Source organism: Alteromonas sp. ABV4_150, from assembly GCF_056311745.1.
Map to the genome: position 1 here is coordinate 1,508,191 of NZ_CM149971.1, position 22,399 is coordinate 1,530,589.

At 45.8% G+C, this 22,399-nt stretch carries 23 protein-coding genes; 14 read left to right on the forward strand and 9 right to left on the reverse strand.

The window, feature by feature from the left end:
- Nucleotides 1–64: 64 nt before the first annotated feature.
- From ACYX4M_RS06545 to ACYX4M_RS06555, 3 genes are read right to left on the reverse strand one after another with little or no spacing between them, the layout of a single operon-like run.
- A complete protein-coding gene (locus tag ACYX4M_RS06545) occupies nt 65–1,738 on the reverse strand; it encodes a bifunctional protein tyrosine phosphatase family protein/NAD(P)/FAD-dependent oxidoreductase (RefSeq protein WP_476082373.1) in 1,674 nt (557 codons plus the stop codon).
- An 11-nt stretch (nt 1,739–1,749) separates the two neighbouring features.
- Entirely contained in the window at nt 1,750–2,604 is an 855-nt protein-coding gene (locus tag ACYX4M_RS06550) for an MBL fold metallo-hydrolase (RefSeq protein WP_476082374.1), read from the reverse strand.
- Between the two features lie 10 nt (nt 2,605–2,614).
- On the reverse strand, nt 2,615–3,415 hold the full coding sequence (locus ACYX4M_RS06555; RefSeq protein WP_476082375.1) for a sulfite exporter TauE/SafE family protein: 801 nt from the start codon (nt 3,413–3,415) through the stop codon (nt 2,615–2,617).
- A gap of 129 nt (nt 3,416–3,544) precedes the next feature.
- Between ACYX4M_RS06555 and ACYX4M_RS06560 the strand changes: the two genes are divergently transcribed.
- From ACYX4M_RS06560 to ACYX4M_RS06570, 3 genes are all read left to right on the forward strand, one after another.
- Nucleotides 3,545–3,997 (forward strand): RrF2 family transcriptional regulator, encoded by a 453-nt coding sequence (locus ACYX4M_RS06560; RefSeq protein WP_474805553.1) that lies wholly within the window; start codon nt 3,545–3,547, stop codon nt 3,995–3,997.
- 90 nt (nt 3,998–4,087) lie between these two features.
- Nucleotides 4,088–4,516, forward strand: a complete 429-nt coding sequence (locus tag ACYX4M_RS06565; RefSeq protein WP_476082376.1) for a YeeE/YedE family protein — start codon at nt 4,088–4,090, stop codon at nt 4,514–4,516.
- A gap of 20 nt (nt 4,517–4,536) precedes the next feature.
- Complete coding sequence (locus ACYX4M_RS06570; RefSeq protein WP_476055328.1) at nt 4,537–4,956, forward strand: DUF6691 family protein; 420 nt, start codon at nt 4,537–4,539, stop codon at nt 4,954–4,956.
- A gap of 112 nt (nt 4,957–5,068) precedes the next feature.
- Here ACYX4M_RS06570 and nhaC read toward each other — a convergent pair whose 3' ends face one another.
- Together nhaC and ACYX4M_RS06580 are read right to left on the reverse strand one after the other, a co-directional pair.
- Nucleotides 5,069–6,475: a Na+/H+ antiporter NhaC gene (gene nhaC / locus ACYX4M_RS06575; RefSeq protein WP_476082377.1), complete on the reverse strand. Its 1,407-nt coding sequence runs from the start codon at nt 6,473–6,475 to the stop codon at nt 5,069–5,071.
- A gap of 85 nt (nt 6,476–6,560) precedes the next feature.
- Nucleotides 6,561–7,472, reverse strand: a complete 912-nt coding sequence (locus ACYX4M_RS06580; RefSeq protein WP_476082378.1) for a helix-turn-helix domain-containing protein — start codon at nt 7,470–7,472, stop codon at nt 6,561–6,563.
- Between the two features lie 127 nt (nt 7,473–7,599).
- Between ACYX4M_RS06580 and pobA the strand changes: the two genes are divergently transcribed.
- Nucleotides 7,600–8,814, forward strand: coding sequence for a 4-hydroxybenzoate 3-monooxygenase (gene pobA / locus ACYX4M_RS06585; protein WP_476082379.1), 1,215 nt, complete (start codon nt 7,600–7,602; stop codon nt 8,812–8,814).
- A 10-nt stretch (nt 8,815–8,824) separates the two neighbouring features.
- Here the strand turns inward: pobA and ACYX4M_RS06590 are convergent, their stop codons facing one another.
- The gene (locus ACYX4M_RS06590; RefSeq protein ID WP_476082380.1) at nt 8,825–10,021 is read right to left on the reverse strand and encodes a LysR family transcriptional regulator; all 1,197 of its coding nucleotides are present in this window, start codon (nt 10,019–10,021) and stop codon (nt 8,825–8,827) included.
- Nucleotides 10,022–10,145: 124 nt separating this feature from the next.
- On the opposite strand from ACYX4M_RS06590, the gene ACYX4M_RS06595 reads away from it, so the two are divergent.
- The 6 genes from ACYX4M_RS06595 to ACYX4M_RS06620 are packed head-to-tail and all read left to right on the forward strand — an operon-like array spanning nt 10,146 to nt 15,857.
- Nucleotides 10,146–10,832: a 4-carboxy-4-hydroxy-2-oxoadipate aldolase/oxaloacetate decarboxylase gene (locus ACYX4M_RS06595; protein WP_474803073.1), complete on the forward strand. Its 687-nt coding sequence runs from the start codon at nt 10,146–10,148 to the stop codon at nt 10,830–10,832.
- A 5-nt stretch (nt 10,833–10,837) separates the two neighbouring features.
- A complete protein-coding gene (locus ACYX4M_RS06600) occupies nt 10,838–11,956 on the forward strand; it encodes a 4-oxalomesaconate tautomerase (protein ID WP_476082381.1) in 1,119 nt (372 codons plus the stop codon).
- Nucleotides 11,957–11,977: 21 nt separating this feature from the next.
- Nucleotides 11,978–12,997, forward strand: coding sequence for an amidohydrolase family protein (locus ACYX4M_RS06605; RefSeq protein ID WP_474857220.1), 1,020 nt, complete (start codon nt 11,978–11,980; stop codon nt 12,995–12,997).
- Complete coding sequence (locus ACYX4M_RS06610) at nt 12,994–13,884, forward strand: amidohydrolase family protein (RefSeq protein WP_474803082.1); 891 nt, start codon at nt 12,994–12,996, stop codon at nt 13,882–13,884. The genes ACYX4M_RS06605 and ACYX4M_RS06610 overlap by 4 nt, the downstream gene beginning before the upstream one ends.
- A gap of 35 nt (nt 13,885–13,919) precedes the next feature.
- The gene (locus tag ACYX4M_RS06615) at nt 13,920–14,858 is read left to right on the forward strand and encodes a Gfo/Idh/MocA family oxidoreductase (RefSeq protein ID WP_474803085.1); all 939 of its coding nucleotides are present in this window, start codon (nt 13,920–13,922) and stop codon (nt 14,856–14,858) included.
- Between the two features lie 30 nt (nt 14,859–14,888).
- Nucleotides 14,889–15,857 (forward strand): aldo/keto reductase, encoded by a 969-nt coding sequence (locus ACYX4M_RS06620; protein ID WP_474857218.1) that lies wholly within the window; start codon nt 14,889–14,891, stop codon nt 15,855–15,857.
- 92 nt (nt 15,858–15,949) lie between these two features.
- Here ACYX4M_RS06620 and ACYX4M_RS06625 read toward each other — a convergent pair whose 3' ends face one another.
- From ACYX4M_RS06625 to ACYX4M_RS06635, 3 genes are all read right to left on the reverse strand, one after another.
- Entirely contained in the window at nt 15,950–16,789 is an 840-nt protein-coding gene (locus tag ACYX4M_RS06625; protein ID WP_474803091.1) for a class III extradiol dioxygenase family protein, read from the reverse strand.
- Nucleotides 16,782–17,183, reverse strand: coding sequence for a protocatechuate 4,5-dioxygenase subunit alpha (locus ACYX4M_RS06630; protein ID WP_476055339.1), 402 nt, complete (start codon nt 17,181–17,183; stop codon nt 16,782–16,784). Before ACYX4M_RS06630 ends, ACYX4M_RS06625 begins: the two co-directional genes overlap by 8 nt.
- 247 nt (nt 17,184–17,430) lie before the next feature.
- A complete protein-coding gene (locus tag ACYX4M_RS06635; RefSeq protein WP_474803097.1) occupies nt 17,431–18,330 on the reverse strand; it encodes a LysR family transcriptional regulator in 900 nt (299 codons plus the stop codon).
- Nucleotides 18,331–18,480: 150 nt separating this feature from the next.
- Between ACYX4M_RS06635 and ACYX4M_RS06640 the strand changes: the two genes are divergently transcribed.
- Genes ACYX4M_RS06640 through ACYX4M_RS06655 form a run of 4 tightly spaced genes read left to right on the forward strand, consistent with a single transcriptional unit; the run spans nt 18,481 to nt 22,398 of the window.
- Nucleotides 18,481–19,470 carry a fumarylacetoacetate hydrolase family protein gene (locus ACYX4M_RS06640; RefSeq protein WP_476082382.1) on the forward strand — a complete coding sequence of 330 codons (990 nt, stop codon included), beginning with the start codon at nt 18,481–18,483 and terminating at the stop codon, nt 19,468–19,470.
- Nucleotides 19,463–20,251 carry a cyclase family protein gene (locus ACYX4M_RS06645; protein ID WP_474834255.1) on the forward strand — a complete coding sequence of 263 codons (789 nt, stop codon included), beginning with the start codon at nt 19,463–19,465 and terminating at the stop codon, nt 20,249–20,251. Before ACYX4M_RS06640 ends, ACYX4M_RS06645 begins: the two co-directional genes overlap by 8 nt.
- 53 nt (nt 20,252–20,304) lie before the next feature.
- A complete protein-coding gene (locus ACYX4M_RS06650; protein WP_474834257.1) occupies nt 20,305–21,462 on the forward strand; it encodes an alpha/beta hydrolase family protein in 1,158 nt (385 codons plus the stop codon).
- Nucleotides 21,463–21,474: 12 nt separating this feature from the next.
- Complete coding sequence (locus ACYX4M_RS06655; RefSeq protein ID WP_474805522.1) at nt 21,475–22,398, forward strand: VOC family protein; 924 nt, start codon at nt 21,475–21,477, stop codon at nt 22,396–22,398.
- Nucleotide 22,399: the final 1 nt, after the last annotated feature.

Consider the following 22,399-nt stretch of genomic DNA (forward strand, 5'->3'; position numbering starts at 1 on the left):
AGTTTGCACGTAAGTGCTTTAGCCCAAATCAGTTGGGCTAAAGCGTTTTCATGTAGACCATACGTTATTTATTCACGTGCTGAGTTTCGGGCTTTGCCAGCCACTCTCTGCCTTTTAGCATGCCTTCCCAATAAATGGGAGGAAGCAACTTTTCTTTTAAATACCATGCTAGGCGCGACGGTTTCGTGCCATCCAATACCCACGCTGGCATGCTGTTAAGAATTTTCCCACCGTAGCCAAATTCGGCCAATATCACTTTGCCTCGCTCTACAGTAAGTGGGCAGCTGCCATAACCGTTGTAGATGGCTTTATCTGTTTTCACACCACGCTCGTAAAGTAAGTTGTTGGCAACCACTGGCGCTTGCATACGCGCCGCCGCCGCTGTTTTAGCATTAGGCGCATTTATGGCGTCGCCAAGGGCAAAGATATTTTCAAACGACTTGTGCTGCAGCGTTGATTGGTCGACATCAATCCAACCATTGCCATCAACAAGCGGGCTAACTTTGATAAAATCTGGCGGGGACTGGGGCGGAACCGCATGCAGCATGTCGAACTCAGTTTCAACAAGCGGGGCGTCTGGGTCTGCCACCTTCTTAAATGAAGCCACTTTTGCTTTGCCGTCCACCTTTACCAGCTGGTGTTCAAAGTTAAGGTTTGCGTGGTACTTCTTAATGTATTCCATAAGTGCCGGCACGTATTCTTTTACCCCAAAGAGTACGGCGCCCGTGTTGTAGAACTCAACGTTAATATCGTTTAGCACGCCTTCTTTAAACCAGTGGTCGCAAGACATATACATGGCTTTTTGCGGCGCGCCTGCACACTTAATAGGCATCGGTGGCTGTGTAAATACTGCCTTCCCTTTTTTAAGGTTTTTTACCAATTCCCATGTGTAGGGCGCTAAGTCAAAACGGTAGTTTGACGTTACACCATTTTCCCCCAGGGTTTCGCTTAAGCCTTCCACTTTGTTCCAATCTAGCTTAATGCCGGGGCAAACCACCAAGTGTTCATATTTAATGGTGCGGCAGCCGTCTACCACAATCATGTTTTCTTTTGGCGCAAAGGCCGCTACGCCGGCTTTTATCCATTTAACATTGTCAGGTATGACAGAGGCCACAGTGCGCACGGTGTCGTTAGCGTTAAACACGCCCCCGCCTACTAGCGTCCAGCCTGGCTGGTAGTAGTGCACTTCATTGGGCTCTACTATGGCGATATCTAAATCTGGGCATCGCGACTTCAAACTAGAGGCAACAGCAACACCGCCCGCGCCCGCCCCTACAATCACTATCGCATGAGAGTGATCGGCATGGTCGCTGGGTGTTTCACCGCCGTTTTTTAGGCGTCGCACTACCCCGCTTAAGTCGTAGCCAGCTTTTTGTGACAAACAGAGTATGTCTTCATAAGAAAGCGTTTTGGTTGCGGTCATGGCCCATAGCGTAATAGAGCGTGTGCCTGTGCGGCAGTAGGCAAATACGGGGCCTTCTAGCTTTTGTAAGTTCGCTTCAAACGTTATTGCGTCTTGCTGGGTTACTTTTCCGCTAACTACCGGCTGATATACGCAGGTTAAACCTAGCGACGATGCTTTTGCTTCTATTTCCGCAAAGGTAGGCTGGTCAGCCCCTTCACCATCAGGGCGGTTACAAATAATAGAGTTAAACCCTGCTGCTTTTATTGCCTCCAGATCATCCACTGAAATTTGAGGGCAGACAGATAGCTGTTGCGTTACGTTGTCATATTGCATAACTCACCCCTTCAAATGGCATTTACAGGAATTTTGATGAACTGCTTACCACCTTCAGATTTATCGCCAAACTGGCCATTTCGAAGGTTTGCTTGAATGGCGGGTAACAGTAATTTGGGTACCGCAAGGGTTGCGTCTCTTGCCTCGCGTTTTTCCACATATTCCTGAAGGGTTACGTCTGGGCGAATTTGCTTGTTCGTTTCTTTGGCTTCTTTGATAGATACTGTTGATAGCGGAGCTGCACCGTCTTTAGGGTAGTCGTGACCAAGATAAACAGTAGTATCGTCAGGCAGGGTGAAGAAGCGCTGAATGGTATTGTAAAGTTGCTCGGCACTGCCTCCCGGGAAGTCGCAGCGCGCCGTTCCTAGATTAGGGGCAAACATGGTGTCGCCTACAAATATTTTGCCGTCTACCAAGAAGCTGGCGCAGGCTGGAGTGTGCCCCGGCGTGTGCCATACTTTTACTTCATATTCACCAATACTGAAGGTGTCGCCTTCTTCGAACAGCACATCGAATTGACTGCCATCGCTCGGCGTATCGTTGGCCGTCTCAAATACGTCTAACCAGGTATCTAACACTGTTTTAATACCTGAGCCAATACCAATTTTGCCGCCAATTTTAGACTTTAAATAGTGCGCCGCGGTAATGTGGTCGGCGTGCACATGGGTTTCTAAAATCCACTTGTTCTTAAGCTGGTTTTGGTTGATGAAATCGATAACTTTGTCGGCGCTTTCCATTGATGCGCGCCCCGAAAAGATATCGTAATCGGCAACCGAATCTATCACGCCACACTCTTTGGAAGCGGGGTCGAATAGCACGTAGGTAAACGTGGCCGTTTTGTTATCGTAAAAGGTTTCAACGTTCATGGGTGTTCTCCTAAAGAAGTTCTTTGGTCATGATGAAAACGGCAATAACTAGAGTGAAGAATGCAAAGAACTTCTGCAAAGCTGCACCGTCTAGTTTTCCCGCTACCTTCGTGGAGACAGCCATCCCAATAAACGTGGCTACCAGCATAAGCGGCAGCAAAGGCATCTCCAATTGAATTCCGGTTTGTAGGTCGCCAATAAAGCCAAGCAACGACTTTAAGGCGATAATGAATAGCGACGCGCCCACCGCGTTCTTCATGGGCATGCCTAAAATAAGTACCAAGGCAGGAATGATAAGGAAGCCCCCGCCCGCGCCGAGTATGCCGGTAACAACACCAACTACGGCACCTTCAATAATTATCAGCCCAACGTTGGGTTGTTTATTCTCAATAACCTGTGCTGCTGGCGCTGATTTGCTGTAAGCCTTTTTTAACATCATGGCTGCCGAGGCCAACATCAGCATAGCGAACAGCACCATGATGCCCAGATTTTTATCTATGGTTAGCGATTGAAAAGAAATAGTTTCGGGAATGGCGGGCATGAGAAAGGCCCGTGTTAGATAAACAGCAATGATGGAAGGCACAGCAAATAAAATAGACGCTTTGACGTCAACTAAGCCTTCTTTGAAATACCTTACTGCGCCAAATGCGGCTGTGGCACCCACAATAAGCAATGAGTAGCCGGTGGCGATATCTGGCGTAACGCCCATAAGGTAAACAAGGATAGGCACGGTAAGGATAGAGCCCCCTCCGCCTATTACGCCTAACACCATTCCCATTAGAACAGCAGCGATGTAACCAAGAATAATCATATCGACACCTTATTTCATTTTGTTATATCATAGAACAAAATATATAATAATGTACATCTCAAATATATATTTAATTTTCGTGCTGCTGTAATATCAAGAAAGTTGAACTTAGCGTTTATGATAAATTCCATGAAAATCAATACCTTTACCAATTTAGCCTTTCGCGTTTTGATCTATCTCGCGCTACGAAAAAACCATCTTGTCAAGACAAGCGATATTGCAGATGCGTACTTCGTGTCTTTCAATCACTTAAAAAAAGTCATTACGCTGCTTATTGAGCAGGGGTATGTCACTGGCACAAAAGGTCGCGGTGGTGGTATTACGCTGGCCAAGGAAGCAGAAGAAATTAATTTAGGCGATGTTTTTCGCCTTACCGTAGAAGACGTGGCATTGGCAGAATGCTTTGCATCACCAACGAATAAATGCGTGATCTCGCCCGCGTGTCGCTTGAAGTCAATTCTTCAAGACGCGGCTGATAAATTCATCAGCGAGCTTGACCAATTTACGCTGCATGATTTGGTAAAAGACAGAGAGGGCGCACTAGCCATGCACCTTGCCATCGATTTTATAGAAGTTGAATAGCAGCTCTTATTTAGGCTGCTGTTTATAATATGTTTTATATGAAAATGCTTTTTGAATAAGGCATTACACAAGTAAGTTTAGGAGAGAAAATTGGAAAACTGGACATCAACGCCCTTTGAGCCGCTTGCTGGTTTGGTAGGCGGGCTGCTTATTGGTTCATCGGTGGTTTTATTACTGCTTACCCTAGGCCGTATTGCAGGTATTTCAGGTATTGCTGCAGGCGCGATGACACAGCGCGGCATTGAACGCTACTGGCGCATGGCGTTTTTAATAGGGGTTGTTTTATCTGCCGTGTTTTACATGGTGTTTGTTGGCGATTTACAGGTGCAAACGCAAATGAGCTCGGCATGGTTAGTTGTGGCTGGCTTACTCGTAGGCTTTGGTACACGCCTTGGCTCTGGGTGTACATCGGGCCATGGTGTGGCTGGCCTTTCAAGGTTATCACCCCGCTCTATTGTTGCCACGCTCACGTTTATGGGTGCGGCTGTACTTACCACAACAATTATCAGACACCTGTAAATAACCGAGGAGAGAATATTATGAGAGCAATTATCGCCTCGCTACTTTGTGGGCTGTTGTTTGGCTTAGGCCTGCTAATTTCAGGTATGAGTAACCCTGCCCGTGTACTTAACTTTTTAGATTTAAGCGCCAACTGGGATGCCACGTTAGCGTTCGTAATGGGCGGTGCTATTTTAGTGGCTGCGCCAGGCATGTATTGGGTGCGCAAGCGCAACAAGCCGATGTTTGCGAACAAGTTCGATATACCAACTAGCAAAACTATTGATGCTAAATTGATATTGGGCTCTGCCGCTTTTGGTATTGGCTGGGGCATTAGCGGTTTTTGCCCAGGCCCTGCCGTAGTTGCTATTGCCTCGCTTCAAACTGATGTACTGATGTTTGTTGGCGCGATGATTATTGGCATGTTGGCGCAGCATTGGCTGAAGCCTAAATCGGCTTAAAACATAACACCACTATCCTTGCGGCTTTATCCTCTAGAGGGGATAAAGTCGTAATTATCCCCTCTAGAGGATAAGCCGTGGCAGCCACTTACAAAAAGTGAAAATAGCTCACTTAACGATTTGCGGTTTTCGCTTTTAATAAACCTACCCCCCATGCAGCCATGATAACGGCAACCACACCATTCAAATAGTTGAAAAAGGCATAGGGTGCATAGTCGAAAACCTCAACCCCAAGGGTGGCAGAGTAGAACGCGCCTGCGGTTGTCCAAGGAATAAGGCCTGTGGTCATAGTAGCGCCCTCTTCTACCGACCGAGACAGTACAGCAGGGTCGAGGTTTTGTTGTTCATATTTTGCTTTGAATAACTGGCAATTTAATATGATTGAGATGTAGGCTTCGCCCATAGCCACATTGCCCAAAAAACCAGAGCCTATGGTTACCGCAATTAAGCTTGCTGTGCGCTTCACCCGTTTAATGATGCCCGCCAACAGCGCCGCTAAAAAACCCGCGCCGTGTAATATACCGCCTAGTGCGATTGCCATTAAGGCCAGCAGTAAGGTCCAGCTCATACTGCTGATGCCGCCCCGCCCTAGTAGAGCATCTAGATTCGCGATACCCGTATTTTGTGGGGTATTCTCCCAAAGCGCATTGAGTACGCTTATGGTGTTAGCGTTTTGGTAGAAGATAGCAATGATAACGGCAAGCAGAATGCTGAATGACATGGTGACTTCAGCAGGGACTTTTTTGATGCTTAGTACCGTAAGCAATACAAGAGGTAACAGTGTTATATAGGGCGCAAGGTTATAATGCGTGGCAAGCGCTGCTTTAATTTCAACGACCTGTTCAACATTTAAATTCTGGTTTGCGTAACTAAAACCTATTACCAAGAAAATAACGAAAGTAAGAAGGAAGCTAGGCACCGTTGTATAAAGCATGGAATACATATGCCGATAGAGGTTCGTGCCCGCACTCATAGCCGCAAGGTTAGTGGTATCAGAGACCGGCGACATTTTATCCCCAAAGGTTGCGCCACACACCACCATTGCCGCCACAATGGGAGATGGTATGTTCATGGCCGCGCCAATGCCCATTAGCACCACGCCCATAGTCCCCACCGTACCCCACGATGTGCCTGTAGCTACCGACATTACCGCACACAAAATTAACCCCACCGCTAGAAATATGCTTGGGTTCAGCCAACTTAACCCGTAATAAATGAGCGTTGAAATAGTGCCGCTTTGCATAAAGCTGGCGATAACCATTCCGATAAGTATGAAGATATAAATGGCCGGCATGGCCCGGGTTAATGCACTGGTCATTAATTCGCGAATTTGCAGGTACGTGTACCCCAAACTAAAAGCATTCGCCCCAGCCCACAGCAAACATACAAATATGAGCGCATGCAGGCTAATACCCAAGCCGAACAATCCACCTGCGATTAGCGCAACAATAACGCTAAAACAAAGCAGTGACTGAGCAAAACTGGGGCTACGCAAAGATGGAGGCGACGTTAGTGACACGTGGATACGCTTAAAAATTAAGTAGTAAGAACAGTATAACGACTTTGCAATGCGTTGCGATCAAGAAAAGAGCGTTAGTCATTACCTACTCAGGTTTGCCTTTCTGCCGAGGAGCATTTTGAAAAGATTGTCGATAACAACCCGCCGTCATGCCTATGTGTTTTTTGAAGAACCTTGAGAAGTAGGGGTAATCCTTAAAGCCAAGGCTGTAGCATAGGTCTTGTATTGGTTGTTGGGTGTAAACCAATTTCCGTTTCGCTTCGTCAATTAATCGCCTTTGAATAATGTTTTTGGGTGACTCTCCTAAATTTTTATTACATAGGCGATTTAAGCTAGACATAGAAACAAATAGTTCGCTGGCATATTTGGATAAGGGCCAGTGCTCTAGGTAGTGCTCTTCTATTAGCCTTTTAAATTTGGTCAATATGCGCGCTTCGTGTGGCCCAGCACTGTATTCAAGCTGCTGCTCTGCTGCTAGTCGTTGAAGGGTTAACAACACAAGCTTTGTTAACAACAGCAATGATTGGTCTTGATTTTGTAGGGCACGCTTTAGCTCGTCGCGAATATCAATGAAGTATCGCGTTAACCTATTAAACTGCGGACTGTCTTCTTGAAACACATGAGCAGAATGGAAAAGGTTGTTTATGGCGGTGTCTTGCGCATTTTGCATTTCTTCGCCCAGGATAGCGCTTGTAACAGATAGTACAAAACCTTTAATGTTTGGCTGAAACGTAAAGCCATGTACTACCCCCATAGGAATAGTTACTGCGCATTTCCCCCTTATGCTGAATGTTTTTTTGTTTAACGTAACGTTTGCCTGCCCATCTAAAATGTACAACACTTGAAATAAATGTGCATGTCTGTGTGGTTTTATTACCCAGTCCAGACTTTCACTTCGCGTGGAGATATCTTCCAAATGCACCGCTCCCGGCCTTTCTATAAGCCCACTTTCTCCGTATAGGTCGTAGTTTGGATATTGATGAATTTGCGATGTCATTCTAAAAGCCATATTAAACATAATTATTAACTTGATTGAAAAGTACAATAAAATGAGTGAAAAGTTAATAATTTGTTACCGCATTTAACTTCACACTATTTGCACAATATTCGCAAAGGTAGTGAAGATGAAAACATTAACCACACAAGTAGCTATTGTTGGCTCTGGCCCTTCTGGTTTATTGCTTGGTCAACTCTTAGCTAAGCAAGGCATAAATAACATTGTTATAGATAGAGCAAACAAGGATTATATTTTAGGTCGTATTAGAGCGGGCATTTTGGAACAGGGGTTTACCGATCTTGTGCGAGAGGCCGGCGTTGGTGCTCGCATGGACAAAGAAGGTGAAGTGCATGATGGTTTCGAAATTGCCATTGACGATAAAACGGTTCATATCGATTTAAAAGCGTTGGCAGACGGCAAAGCTGTGATGTGTTACGGCCAAACCGAGATCACTAAAGATCTTATGGAAGCACGCGAGGCGGCAAAGTTAACCAGCTTCTACGAAGTTGAAGATGTGACTTTGAACGACATTGATACCGCATCGCCCAATGTGGTTTTCAAAAAAGGGGACGATGTTTACAAGCTAAATTGCGACTATATCGCTGGATGTGATGGTTTTCACGGTGTTTCTCGTAAAACTATTCCTGAGTCGGAAAGAACAGAGCACGAGCGAGTTTACCCATTTGGCTGGCTAGGAGTGCTGAGCGATACGCCCCCTGTTAGTGAAGAACTTATTTATTGCAAAAGCCAACGGGGCTTCGCTTTAGCAAGCAGACGTTCTTCTACGCGTTCGCGCTATTACCTTCAGGTGCCTGCCACTGACGCGGTAGAAAATTGGACAGACGAAAGGTTCTGGGATGAGCTTAAAAAGCGCTTACCTGCAGATGTTGCCCAAAAACTCATAACTGGGCCAAGCATTGAAAAAAGTATTGCTCCTTTGCGTTCATTTGTTTGCGAACCTATGCAATACGGTGCACTTTTTCTTGTTGGAGACGCTGCACATATTGTTCCCCCAACAGGTGCAAAAGGCTTAAACTTAGCAGCATCCGATGTGGCAACTTTGTACAAAATACTTTGTCGCGTTTATCTTGAAGGCGACAACTCACACATTGAAGACTATTCAAAAATTGCATTACGAAGGGTATGGCACGGCGAACGATTTTCGTGGTGGCTCTCGAACATGCTGCATAATTTCGATAATGAGCATGTCAACGATATGGGCCCAGAGACATTTCAGCGATTCATGAACTCTGAGCTGGATTACTACACGTCTACCGAGGAAGGGAAAAAGGTTATTGCCAACCAGTATGTAGGCATGCCCTATGAAAACTTAAGTAATTAGTCGCAGACGTTCAATCACGTTTATACTCATCTAGCACTTCAAGGAAGCGTCTTTGAAGTGCTGTTGGCTGCCAATCGCGTCTTAGTGTGTAGCCTATTTCTCGACAGCTATCTGGCAACGGGTTGGGGCTTACATAAAGTAAACCAGCATCGACCTCGTCTTGAACTTGCCTTGCAGATAACAAGGTTACTCTGTCGCTTTTTAACAAGATCCCGCGGATCGCCATCATAGTACTGCATTCGATAATATCTTTGGGTACCGGCATAGCTTCAAGCTCAAACATGCGATTAAAAACCTTTCGCGTTGGCGTACCGGCTTTGGGAATAACCCACTGCCATTTACTTATGTTGGAAGCGTAAGTCCCCTCTTCTATGGTCGCTAAAGAAGGATGGTGCTTGCGCGCTACAACGTGCAGTTTATCGTCGAACAATTTGTGCTGCGTGATTGTGTTATCAAGGTTGGAGGCACGCAATGCCCCTACAATGATATCAACTTGCCCTTGCAGCAAGCCAACAAGTTGTTCCTCATATGGGCCGTCAACAATACTCACTTCTGCTTGGGGATATTCCTCTAATAACCGTAACACCGCCATAGGTACTATGTTTGCCCTTGCCAGCGGCAAACTGCCTATACGTATTTTGCCAGCGCGCTGCCCAACGAACTCGTTGACTTCCTGCAGCCCTTGTTCAATTTCAGCTACAAATAAATGAGCAAGACGAGCAAGCTGCTTTGCTCTCCACGTTGGTTCAACACCAGTGGGAATTCGACGAAATAACTTTTGTTCAAGCGTAAATTCTAGGTCTTTGATCGTTTTACCCAGCGTTGGCTGCGTTAAACCCAGCTTTGTCGCTGCGTTGGTGTAATTTCCGGTATCTACAACCGTAATTAATGCAATAAGTTGACGGGTTGTTATAAGCCGTAAAAACCCTTCTTTTCTCTTCGCACTTTTTTCAAACACGTTATTGGCAAAAGACAGTAAATAGTCGAACGCTCTTGTTACCCGCTTCAAAAAAACATCGCCTACATCTGTTGTAAACATACCTGACTGGGTGCGTTCGAAAATTGTGTGGCCAAGCTGAGACTCCAGCTTGTTGATGCCTTGCGTTAAGGCCGATTGTGATAAATGAATATGCTGAGACGTTTCGGTTAGCGTACCGAACTCTCTAACTTTCATAGCACTAAGCAAGTGACGCGTATTAAAAATCAACGTATGCCCCTAATGTTTTTAAGTCATTATAGAAAAAATTAATAGCAAAGGGCAGCAATCTAACGTTCTTTTCAGCGCCGAGTTATCCATAATCGAGAGACTTCAATATTAAAGGAATACCCTAATGGCTATTTGCGTAACAGACTGCCCACGACCTTCTCTGTCAACCATTGAAAAATATCAGGGGTCAGAGGTTGCTACCGTTCATGAAGCGCAGGGTAGAAAGGGGCTTTTAGCGCAAGATATGCGCCCTATTTATCGACCTGCTCAAATAGCCGGCCCTGCGGTTACATGCCAAGTAGCGCCAGGAGACAACTGGATGATTCATGTCGCGGTTGAGCAGTGTCAGCCGGGAGATGTATTGGTTGTTACGCCAACCAGCCCTTGTTCAGATGGCTTTTTTGGTGACCTGTTGGCTACATCGTTAAAAGCAAGAGGGGTAAGAGGGCTGATTATTGATGCAGGTGTTCGCGATATCGCTACCTTAACTGACATGAAATTCCCCGTGTGGTCTAAAGCCGTGTTTGCGCAAGGCACCGTAAAAGAGACGATTGCTAGTGTCAATGTACCTGTTGTTTGTGCGGGTGCTTTGATAAACCCTGGGGATATTGTTGTTGCTGATGATGATGGCGTGGTGGTGGTTAAACAAGAAGAAGCAGATGACACGTTTGAAAAGGTTAAGCTGCGCGTAGAAAACGAAGAGTCCAAACGCAAACGTCTTGAACAAGGTGAGCTTGGTCTGGATATTTATAATATGCGCGAACGCCTGGCAGCTAAAGGCCTTCGCTATGTAAAGCACGGTGAGCAATAGCACTTATGAAAGCCGTAACTGCGTGCCTAATGAGGGGCGGAACCTCTAAAGGACTCTATTTTTTAGCCAAAGATTTACCCCTTGATGTTCATCGTAGAAATGCCTTTTTATTGTCGGTTATGGGCTCCCCCGATAGCCGGCAAATAGACGGTGTGGGCGGTGGTCACCCGCTAACAAGTAAGGTGGCCGTTGTAAACCCGTCGTCTAATCCAGAAGCCGACGTTGACTACTTATTTTTACAGGTAGCGGTAGATAAAGCCCAGGTCAGCGATACGCAAAACTGCGGAAACATCCTTGCCGGCGTGGGTGCATTTGCTATTGAGCAGGGGCTAGTAAAAGCGCAGGATACGACAACCGATGTACGTATTCGCATGGTGAATACCAACACGTTCGCTGTAGTAAGAGTTCAAACGCCTAACGGCGTGGTCAATTACGAAGGCAGTGCGAGTATTGACGGCGTACCTAATACCGCCGCCCCTGTTTATATCGACTTTTTAGATGTTGCAGGCTCTTCCTGTGGAAGCTTATTTCCCACTGGAGCCGCTCAAAATACCGTAGAAGAGATTAACATTACGTGCATAGATAATGGTATGCCGGTCGTGCTAATTGATGCCCATTCGCTGGGACTTAAGGGAAACGAAACACCAGAACAATTAGAAAGTAATGCCGCCTTAAAACAAAAAGTAGAAGCTATTAGGCTTAAGGCTGGCGAAATGATGCAGTTAGGCGATGTCACGGCCAAAACGGTCCCTAAGATGACGATCATTTCTGCCCCTCTCAATGGCGGAGATATCAATACTCGCACCTTTATTCCACACAGAGTACACGACGCTATTGGCGTTTTAGGCTCAGTTAGCGTTGCGACGGCTTGCTTGGCAAAAGGCACCGTTGCCTACGACCTTTATCGCCGCCATTGCGCTAAACGTGATAACGAATTGCAATCTGCTGTGCCCCTTGCAATTGAGCATCCAACGGGAGCGTTCAAGGTAGATATGGAGGTCGAAAATGCTGATGCATTCGAAACATTTGAAGTGAAGCGCGCCGCTTTACTGCGCACAGCCAGACTGCTCATGCAGGGAACGGTGTTTGCTCCCGACTCTGACCCTACACTAGCTCATGAATAAAAACGATAAAGAGGACCGAACATGATCATTGATTGCCACGGACATTACACCACTGCACCCGAGCCACTACAGCTTTTCAGAGAGGCGCAAATTAAAGCGTTTAAAGATGGCAAGGCGCTGCCTGAAGTTCCTTATATTAGCGATGACCAAATTCGAGAAAGTATTGAGAAAAACCAGCTTAAGTTACTAAAAGAGCGTGGTTCAGACATGACAATATTTTCGCCGCGCGCATCTGCGATGGCGCACCACGTTGGCGATGAAGCAGTATCAAAGCAGTGGACCAGCGCATGCAATGACCTGATTAAGCGCGTTGTCGATTTATACCCTCAACACTTTATTGGTGTGTGTCAATTACCCCAGTCACCCGGTGTTCCAATTAAAAACTCTATAGATGAGCTAGAGCGCTGTGTTAATGAGCTGGGCTTTGTAGGCTGCAACTTAAATCCAGACCCCTCAGGTGGCCATTGGACATCAGCGCCTTTAACGGACAAAAGCTGGTATCCTTTCTATGAAAAAATGGTAGAACTAGATGTACCAGCCATGATCCACGTGTCGGGCTCGTGTAACGCGAACTTCCACGCTACGGGTGCACATTATATGAATGCAGATACCACGGCATTCATGCAATTTTTGCAGGGCAATTTATTTAAGGACTTCCCCGAACTACGCATTATTATTCCACACGGCGGCGGCGCCGTACCTTATCACTGGGGGCGTTATCGTGGCTTAGCTGATATGCTAAAGCAGCCTCCACTCGATGAACATGTAATGCAAAACGTGTATTTTGACACCTGTGTTTACCATCAACCTGGGATAGACCTGTTGTTCGATGTTATTGACATTAAAAACATTCTATTCGGCTCAGAAATGATTGGCGCAGTGCGAGGTATTGACCCTCAAACGGGTAATTATTTTGATGACACAAAACGCTATATTGATGCGTTGGATATTCCAACAGAAGATAAGCAGTTAATATTTTCTGGCAATGCTCGTAGGGTATACCCTCGACTAGATGCCAAACTAAAAGGAATGGGGCTATGAGCAAATTTACCGTTGATCCAGATTGGTTACACTGGCACCCATCACCGTCGAAACCACAGTTTACATTACCGCAAGGCGCGGTAGATGCGCACTGCCATGTGTTTGGCCCTGGTGAACAATTTCCTTTTGCTGCTGAGCGAAAATACACACCATGTGACGCATCTAAGTGGCAGTTGTGGGCGCTGCGTGATTATTTAGGTTTTAGCCGAAATGTTATTGTGCAGGCGACATGTCACGGTGCCGACAACCGTGCATTAGTTGATGCGCTAAACAACTCTCAGGGACTTGCGCGAGGCGTTGCCACCGTAAAACCTGATATTTCAGATGAAGAATTGTATGCACTGCACGAAGCTGGCGTACGAGGCGTGCGCTTTAACTTTGTTAAACGTTTAGTCGATGCCCTGCCGTTTGATGCATTAAATACAGTAGCGCACCGCATTAAAGAACTTGGCTGGCATATTGTTATTTACTTTGAAGCCCAAGAACTACCTGAGCTTTATTCGTTTTTTACCGCACTGCCTACCACGGTTGTTGTTGATCACATGGGTCGTCCCGACGTGAGTAAACCGGTTGACGGTGAAGAGTTTGGGTTATTTCTAAAACTAATGACAGAGAACACCAATTTTTGGTCGAAGGTGAGTTGCCCAGAGCGAATCTCACTGGCTGGGCCGAGTAACGGTTACCACGATGTCATCCCTTTCGCCAGAGAAGTGGTTGAACGCTTTCCAGACCGTGTTATTTGGGGCACAGATTGGCCTCACCCGAATATGAAAAGTCACATGCCGGATGACGGAAAGCTGGTTGATTTCATTCCGCTTATTGCCTCTACAGAAAGATTACAGCGCAAACTTTTGGTTGATAACCCAATGAAGCTTTACTGGTCTTAAGGCTAGATACTGCTTTTGAAATTGAGGAAGATTTTATGAAAATTATAGTTGTAGGTCCTGGCGCTTTTGGTATAAAGCACTTAGATGCATTGAGCAAAATTGATGATGCTGAGGTTGTCGGTTTAGTGGGCCGAAACCCGCAAAAAACGCAAGCGGTTGCCGATGAGTACAAGATTCCCCATGTGTACACCACACTTGAAGAGGCACTAACCTCTGATGCCGATGCCGTTATTCTTTGCACCCCTACCCAGATGCATGCCGAGCAGTCTATTTTATGCATGCAGGCGGGCAAACACGTACAAGTTGAGATACCGCTCGCCGACAGTTGGGAAGACTCTCAAGCCGTTATGGATGCACAACTAGCGTCTAATTTGGTATGCATGGTGGGTCATACTCGCCGCTTTAACCCGTCTCATCAATGGCTAAACAAGCGTTTGCGCAAGGGTGAATTAAATATTCAGCAAATGGATGTTCAAACTTATTTCTTTCGTCGCAAAAACATTAATGCGAAAGGTGAGCCTCGTTCTTGGACAGACCATTTGCTTTGGCACCACGCTGCTCATACGGTTGATTTATTTGCCTACCAAGCAGGCTCGCCTATTGTAAAAGCGAACGCCGTACAGGGGCCGATTCACCCTGAACTGGGTATTGCTATGGATATGTCAATTCAGCTTCAAGCTGAAAATGGCGCCATTTGTACCCTTTCACTATCTTTCAATAATGACGGACCGTTAGGTACATTCTTCCGATACATCTGCGACAACGGCACTTATATCGCAAGATACGACGACCTTGTTAACGGCCATGAAGAACCAATTGATGTGTCCACCGTTGATGTATCATTAAATGGTATTGAGCTACAAGACCGCGAATTTATTAGCGCGATAAAAGAAGGCCGCCAACCCAACGCTAGCGTAGCGAGCGTATTGGGCTGCTATAAAGTGCTTCATGACCTTGAGCAACAGCTAGCGTAATTGGAGGCGATTATTAAAACGCGTAATCTTTTGGGTAAACAGGTGGGTGAGATTGGCTTTGGTTGTATGAACTTTAGCCATGCCTATTCTGGCAAACTCAGCGAAAATGATGCTATCGATTTACTACACAAGGCTTATGATTTAGGCGTCGATCATTTTGATACTGCGGCATTATATGGCTTCGGAGAAAATGAGCGCATTGTCGGAAAAGGGATAAAACCCTTCAGAGACAAGATTTTGCTGGCCAGTAAGTGCGGGATGACTGGCGTGAACGGCAAGCGCACTATTGATGGCTCGCCTAAAGCTATAGAGGCTACGCTTAATAATGCGTTAAAAAGCTTACAAACCGACTTTATCGACTTGTACTATTTGCACAGGATTGACCCTAACGTGCCGGTAGAAGACAGTGTTGGCGCGTTGGCAAATGCGGTTAAAGCAGGCAAGATTGGCGCGATTGGTTTATCTGAAGCGTCTGCCGAAACGCTTGTTAAAGCGCACGCCATTCATCCAATAGCCGCGATGCAAACAGAGTATTCACTGTGGACACGTAATGCAGAAATTGCGGTTCTGAAAAAATGCGAAGAACTAGACGTTGCTTTCGTTGGCTTTAGCCCTTTAGCACGTGGATATTTAAGTAATACATTTGCCCATATTGATGACTTAGATAGTGGTGATATTAGGCGGGGAATGCCTCGGTTCCAAGGTGAAAACTGGGTGCAAAACCGACGTATATTTACCCAATTTGCAGCCTTAGCAAATGAAGCTGAATGTACACCAGCGCAACTGGCCATTCATTGGGTTTTGAAACAAGCAGACTATATACACGCTTTACCCGGCACCCGCTTTATCACTCATTTAGAGGAGAATTTGCGGGCGAGCGAATTAACCATTGATAGCAATATATTAGTGCGCGCCGGTCAGTTAATTAATCAAGAAACGGTGCAAGGCCCAAGATATCCGGCCGCTGCACAGGCTGATATAGACACAGAAGAGTTTTAATACTGCTAAATAAAAAGCGGCGAGTACTTCACATGTACTCGCCGCTTTTTTGTTTTACGCTATGCTTACGGCGTTATGTACGCCGCGTTATCTTAGCGGTTATCTAAAACCAACACACCTGCGCCCGTATTTGAAATAGGTGCATGGTAGTGCTTGTGTATCACGTTAACATCGTCTTTTAGCGCACCGCGCATGACCAGCCACATGATGGTTTCAATACCTTCTGTTCCCGCTCGTTCCATAATTTCAGCATTTGAAAACTGCGTCATCCACTCAGGTTCTTCAGCTATCTTATCCATGCACTCAAGATCAAAGTCGACGTCTATAATACCGGCTCGTTCGCCTTGAAGCTGGTGCGACATGCCGCCCGTACCCAATATCACAACTTTATGGTCTTCAGGATATGACTCCAGTGCTTTACCCAACGCCTTGCCCAATTTTAAACAACGAGCAGCAGTTGGTACTGGGTGCTGAACTGTATTTACAGCAAGCGGAATAGCTTCTACCGGCCACTCTTCGCAATCGCCAAACAACGCGCGAATAGGATTAACGAAACCATGATCGACTTTCATTTCTTGGCAAGTGCAGATATCTATTTCTTGTTCAATAAGCGACTCTGCGATATGCCAAGAGAGTGGTGCATTACCCTTAAACGGGTTAACCGGCTTTAAGCCCCACCCTTCATCGGCATTGTGATACTCATCTGCACACCCTAAAGCAAAGGTCGGAACGGTATCTAAGAAAAAGTTTAAGCCATGGTCGTTATATACAACAATAACCAGGTCTGGCTTTACTTCATTTAACCAGTCTTTCGCAGGTCCGTACCCATCAAAAAACCTTTTCCAATAAGGCTCTTGCTGAAGACCTTCAGTAATAGCGTTGCCAACGGCAGGTATGTGCGAACTGGTTATTCCACCAATGATTTTAGCCATTCCAGTAGTCTCCTTTTTTCGTAATTTTTTCTATAAGACCGTCACTTTTGGCCACCAAGTTCTGCTTAAATTCTTCCGTTGTAATACCTTGAAAAGCGGCACCTGCGTCTTGTACAGACACGCCGCGAGGAATAGCCATTTTTGCCATGAAGTATATGTTGGCGCCTAATCGAAGCATTTGTAGAAAATCAGAATTTACCACGACGTCTTTATACTCACCTTTAACACCATACTTGTCACAATAGGCTGCAGGGTCTTTATCAAATTCCGTTCTGTTTTCTTCGTTGTTAAAAGAAAACAGTAGCTTATTTAGAGCATAAGCAGGGTGAGCGCGCTTACCATCGAACACATAGGTACCAGGAATGTCCTCGTAATCTTTTTTCTGCCAAGTCATTAGACGTATTCCAAATTAAAACGTACCTTTATTATATGAATGCGCCCTGCTTTTATAATGGCGAAAGCGCATCAATATTTGTACATTTCATAGATTTTTGTCGAAGGTGAGTAAACGCATGGTTTTGGTACAAATACAGCACTAACCATTATGGGACAACGGTTAACGCTGTATTGACCAAGCTCCAATGACTGGAGGGGGTAGGCAGCAGCAATACTAGGCCGCAGAGGCCTTTTTTATAACCTTTTTAGGGCCTATGTTTAAGAATTTGTTCTCGCAGCCACTTGTGTAGCGGGTCGTTATTTAAACTTGGGTGCCACATCATAGACTCATTCAACTGTGGCGTTTTAAACGGAATATCATAAATTTTTATAGGGAGATGTTTTGCGTTAATTTCAGCAAGACGCTTTGGTGCTAGGGCCACCCTTTCGGTATTTATCACTGTAAAAAACATACTAGAGAAATCGTTGACGATGACTTCTACGCGGCGGTTAACTTCATCTGAGTCTACCATCCATTTCTCTATGCTCAATTGACTCGCTTTTTCATAGCCAATGGTTACATGGCCAATGTCTGAGAATTGTTCTAGGGTAATATGGCCATTTAGCTTGCTGTTGTTTTCATCCGCTATACAAACGAACTCATCATCTAAAACTTCTTGGGATGAATAGCCATCGAGCATGAAAGCAGAAGGGGCAATAATAAGGTCAGCGCCTTGTTTTGCGAGGCTGTCTAAATCACCAGCAAAAGTAGACATAAATTCAAATGTTATGTTCGGCGCTACTTTCGTGACGTAGGCCAATAAATCAGCCAGCACAACCTGCATTACATAGTCTGACGCAATAATTTTGAAATTGCGATTTGATAATTCTGGTGTGTTTATTTTCTTATCTATAATGCGGTTTCTAATAGTGCTTAGCACTTCGCTGACTGGCTGCTGCATTTCAGCGGCAAGTGGCGTGATGTGCATTTGCTTACCCATTTGTACAAGCAAATCATCATCAAAATAGTCCCTCAAGCGAGATAAAATACCACTTGTTGCCGACTGCGAAAGGTGCAGTCGATAAGCGCTTTTCGTAATGTTTTTTTCTTCTAGCAAAACTTCTAACGCCACCAGCAGGTTTAAGTCTAGTTTTTCGTACCGCATTTCTACCCCGAGAACTTATCTACCTATTTTGTACCAACGGTTTTTGAGATATCACGTATCGGCACAAACGATTTTTGCTTAGTAACTCTGAATACTACCATCTTCTGTTAACAATAATTAAAACTTTTAATTACGAAGAGACTTTATTCAATGAAGTTAGCGTCACTCAAAAGCAATGGGCCTGATGGCAAGCTAGTTCTTGTTTCTAAGGACCATAGTTTGTGTACAGAGGTTAGTGATATTGCCCCTACTATGCAGTTTGCACTGGATAATTGGGATGCGTGTTATGACAAGCTTAACGAGCAATATCAGTTACTTAATAATGGGAACGCGAATAATGCGTCTCACTTTAAGCCCGAGCAATGTTTAGCGCCCCTACCCCGCGCTTGGAGCTGGCTTGACGGCTCTTGCTATTTAAATCACGGGCACTTAATGCAAAGAGCCTTCAACTTAGATCCTATTGAAGGCGCCGACAAATACCCTTTGGTTTACCAAGGCTCTGGCATTTCGTTTAGGGGTCCACGCGAACCGCTTTTTGCCGCACAAGAAGAACACGGTATCGATTTTGAAGGTGAGTTCGGCGTCATAACCGGCCATGTTCCTATAGGTGCTTCACAAGAAGAGGCCAAGCAGAGCATTCGCTTGGTCGTCATGTTAAATGATGTCAGTTTCCGTGCCCTTGCCCCCCGCGAAATGAAAACGGGGTTCGGCTTTGTACAAGCAAAAGGCGATACAGCCTTCGCACCTATTGCCGTTACGCCAGATGAACTTGGTGAGCATTGGCAAGATTCAAAGGTCTGTGCTCCTTTAGAAATCCATCGAAACAATGAATGGTTTGGTGCACCAGACGGCGCAAAGATGTTCTTTGGGTTTGACCAACTCATTGCACATATTGCTGTAGCACGAAGCCTTCCACCTGGCTCAGTCGTTGGTTCGGGCACGGTATCTGATAACACACCTAACAAAGGCCAAGCCTGCCTTTCAGAACTCCGCGCGAAAGAGCTTGTTCAATTTGGCGAACCCAAGACGCCTTTCTTAAAAGTGGGCGAAACAATAACGATGCGAGCGCCAGATAAAAATGGCTTCAGCTTGTTTGGCGACATTATCCAAAACGTAGAGTTGGAGACCTCAAATGTTTAACCCAAGAGAATACGAAATTATCGATTTGTCGGTGACGTTAGACAATAACCCACACACCGACCCACCGCCTTTATTGCCCAAAATCGATTACATGGACCACCAGGAAGGCTGGCCCGAAATGGCGTCAATGTTTCCGGGGCTGACCCTCGATCAGTTACCTGGCAACGAATCATGGGCGGCAGAAAGACTTGCAATAACCACCCATAGCGGCACCCATATGGATGCACCCTGGCACTATGCCTCAACTACTGATGGCGGTAAGCCTGCATTCGGTATTGATGAATTGCCCCTGGAGTGGTGTTTCCAACCGGGCGTAAAGCTGGACTTTCGCGACTTTGAAGACGGTTACATTATTACTGCCAGCGATGTGGAAAAAGAGCTGCAACGCATTAATCACGATTTACAGCCGCTGGACATTGTTGTGGTTAACACCCGTGCGGGCAAGATATTTGGCGAACCAGGTTACTTAGACGCAGGGGTCGGCATGGGCCGCGAAGCCACAATGTATTTGCTTGAAAGAGGCGTAAAAGTGGTGGGCACTGACGCCTGGAGTTGGGACGCTCCTTTCAAATACACACGTGAACGCTTTGCCGAGACCGGCGATGCCTCCTTAATTTGGGAAGGCCATAAAGCAGGTCGAGATATTGGTTACGGTCAAATGGAAAAATTGAGCAACTTAGAAGCGTTGCCCGCAACTGGATTTTTGATCTCTTGTTTTCCTTACAAAATTAAACACGCCTCTGCAGGCTTTGTTCGCGCAGTTGCATTTATAAAAAAATAAATTATCAGAGCTAACTTGGCGCATTTGCGCCGCAGAAAAATCAGGAAACTACAATGTTTAAATATTTCCCGACAAACTATGTTTGGAACCTGTCAGTCGACCTGGCCATAGAGATGGGTGCACGTATTGGCGAAATTGAAGAAATGTGTGCGCCATTAAAAGAAGCGGCAAAACAACCCGACAAAGAAGGTGTGCAGGCATTTCGTGATACCTGGGCAAAAATGGCAAATAAACTCGTCGAGCTTGCTGAAGAAGATGAAAGCCGAGGCCGATTGTTTTCAGCGGCTGAAAAATACAACCGTGCTTCCTCGTACTTAATTACGTGCGAACGCCTACAAGCCCACAAAGCGCCAGGACGCCTAGAGTTGTACAAGCATCAGCTCGAGCTTTTTCAAAAATCTATTACCTTGGGCAAAGAAAACTGCGAGCGTGTGGAAATTCCTTATGAAGGCAAACACATATCAGCACTGTATGTCAGAGCTGAAAATGTAGAAGGCCCCGCGCCCGTATTAATCCAGGTTAACGGCTTAGACTCAACCAAAGAAATGAAATATCGCGTTGGCTTACCGGGTTGGCTGGCCAAGCGTGGGGTTTCTTCGTTGATTTTAGATCAGCCTGGAACAGGTGAAGCGTTAAGACTGCAAGGCCTTCACGCCCGTTACGACAGCGAGCACTGGACGTCTCCAGCTGTTGATTGGCTTGAACAGCGCGAAGAGATAGACAGCAATCGCATTGGCATGGAAGGCGTATCGTTAGGCGGTTATTTCTGCCCCCGCGCAGTCGCTAACGAGCCACGTTTAGCCTTGGGTGTATGCTGGGGTGCAAACCATGACTGGCGTGATGTTCAGAAGCGCCGCTTAGAAAAGGAAGGTGATTTCCCAGTGCCGCATTACTGGGCGCACGTGAAATGGGTATGGGGTGCAGAAACCATGGAAGAATTCATGGAAATCGCCGAGAAAGTTCACTTAGACGGGCAAATTGAAAAGATCAAAGTGCCATTTTTGGTCACCCATGGTTCGAAGGACTCACAAATCCCTCTTAAATGGGCAGAAAGAACCTATGAGCAGCTTGTAAACAGCCCGAAACGCGAACTTAAGATTTTTACCGAGCGAGAAGGTGGTGTTCAACACTCGAGTTTCGATAACAGTGCTAACGCGGGTCAATACATTGCGGACTGGGTTGCAGAAACCTTTAACGCACGCACTGCCTAGAAGGAAAAAACGATGAATATTATTGGCTTAGACAAGCTAGTCTTTGGTGTAGATGACACAAATGCAACAACACAATTCGTTTTGGATTATGGGCTTAAACAAGTAGATGAGCACAATTTTGTTGCTCAAGACGGTACCGGCCTAGAAATTCGGTTGAAAGACGACCCTTCATTACCTGCACCGTTAGAAACCGGCGCTAGCATTAGAAAAACGGTTTACGGTGTTCCGGATCAAGCGAGTTTAGATGCCATTAACGCCGAATTGTCTAAAGACAGAGAAGTAAAAGTACTTTCTGACGGAAGTATTGAAGCTGTCGACGATTTAGGCTTTGTATTAGGTTTTCAAATTACCCTTCGCAACACAACAGACTTACGGTCAGAAAAAATAAATGCGCCGGGCGATATTAACCGTGGCGTGAATGTGAACGGAGTAGACGAATCAACGCCACCAAAGATCCACTCATTATCTCACGTTGTATATTTTGTGCCTGACTCAGCCGCTATGGAACAGTTTTACGAGCAGCGCCTGGGCTTTAAAACCACTGACCGATTTAATGGTGTTGGGGCGTTTATGCGCCCGGCAGGTACAACAGACCATCACACGTTGTTCTTTATAAAGACCCCACCTCACATGAAGGGTATTGAGCACTTTACGTTCCACCTTGGCGGCCCGACAGATGTTGTCAGGGCGGGCACAAACATGGTGAACAAAGGTTATCAGAGCTTTTGGGGGCCCGGTCGCCACATTTATGGGTCGAATTGGTTTTGGTATTTCAAAAGTCCGTTTGGTTGCAATATGGAATTTGATGCCGATATGGATCAACATGACGACACGTGGCAGGAGCGCGCAGCGAACATGGGGCCAGACTACTCTCAAATCTTTTTGTTAGAACATAGAGAGAAGTGGGCACCCTCAGGTGGACCACCTGCTAAATAGA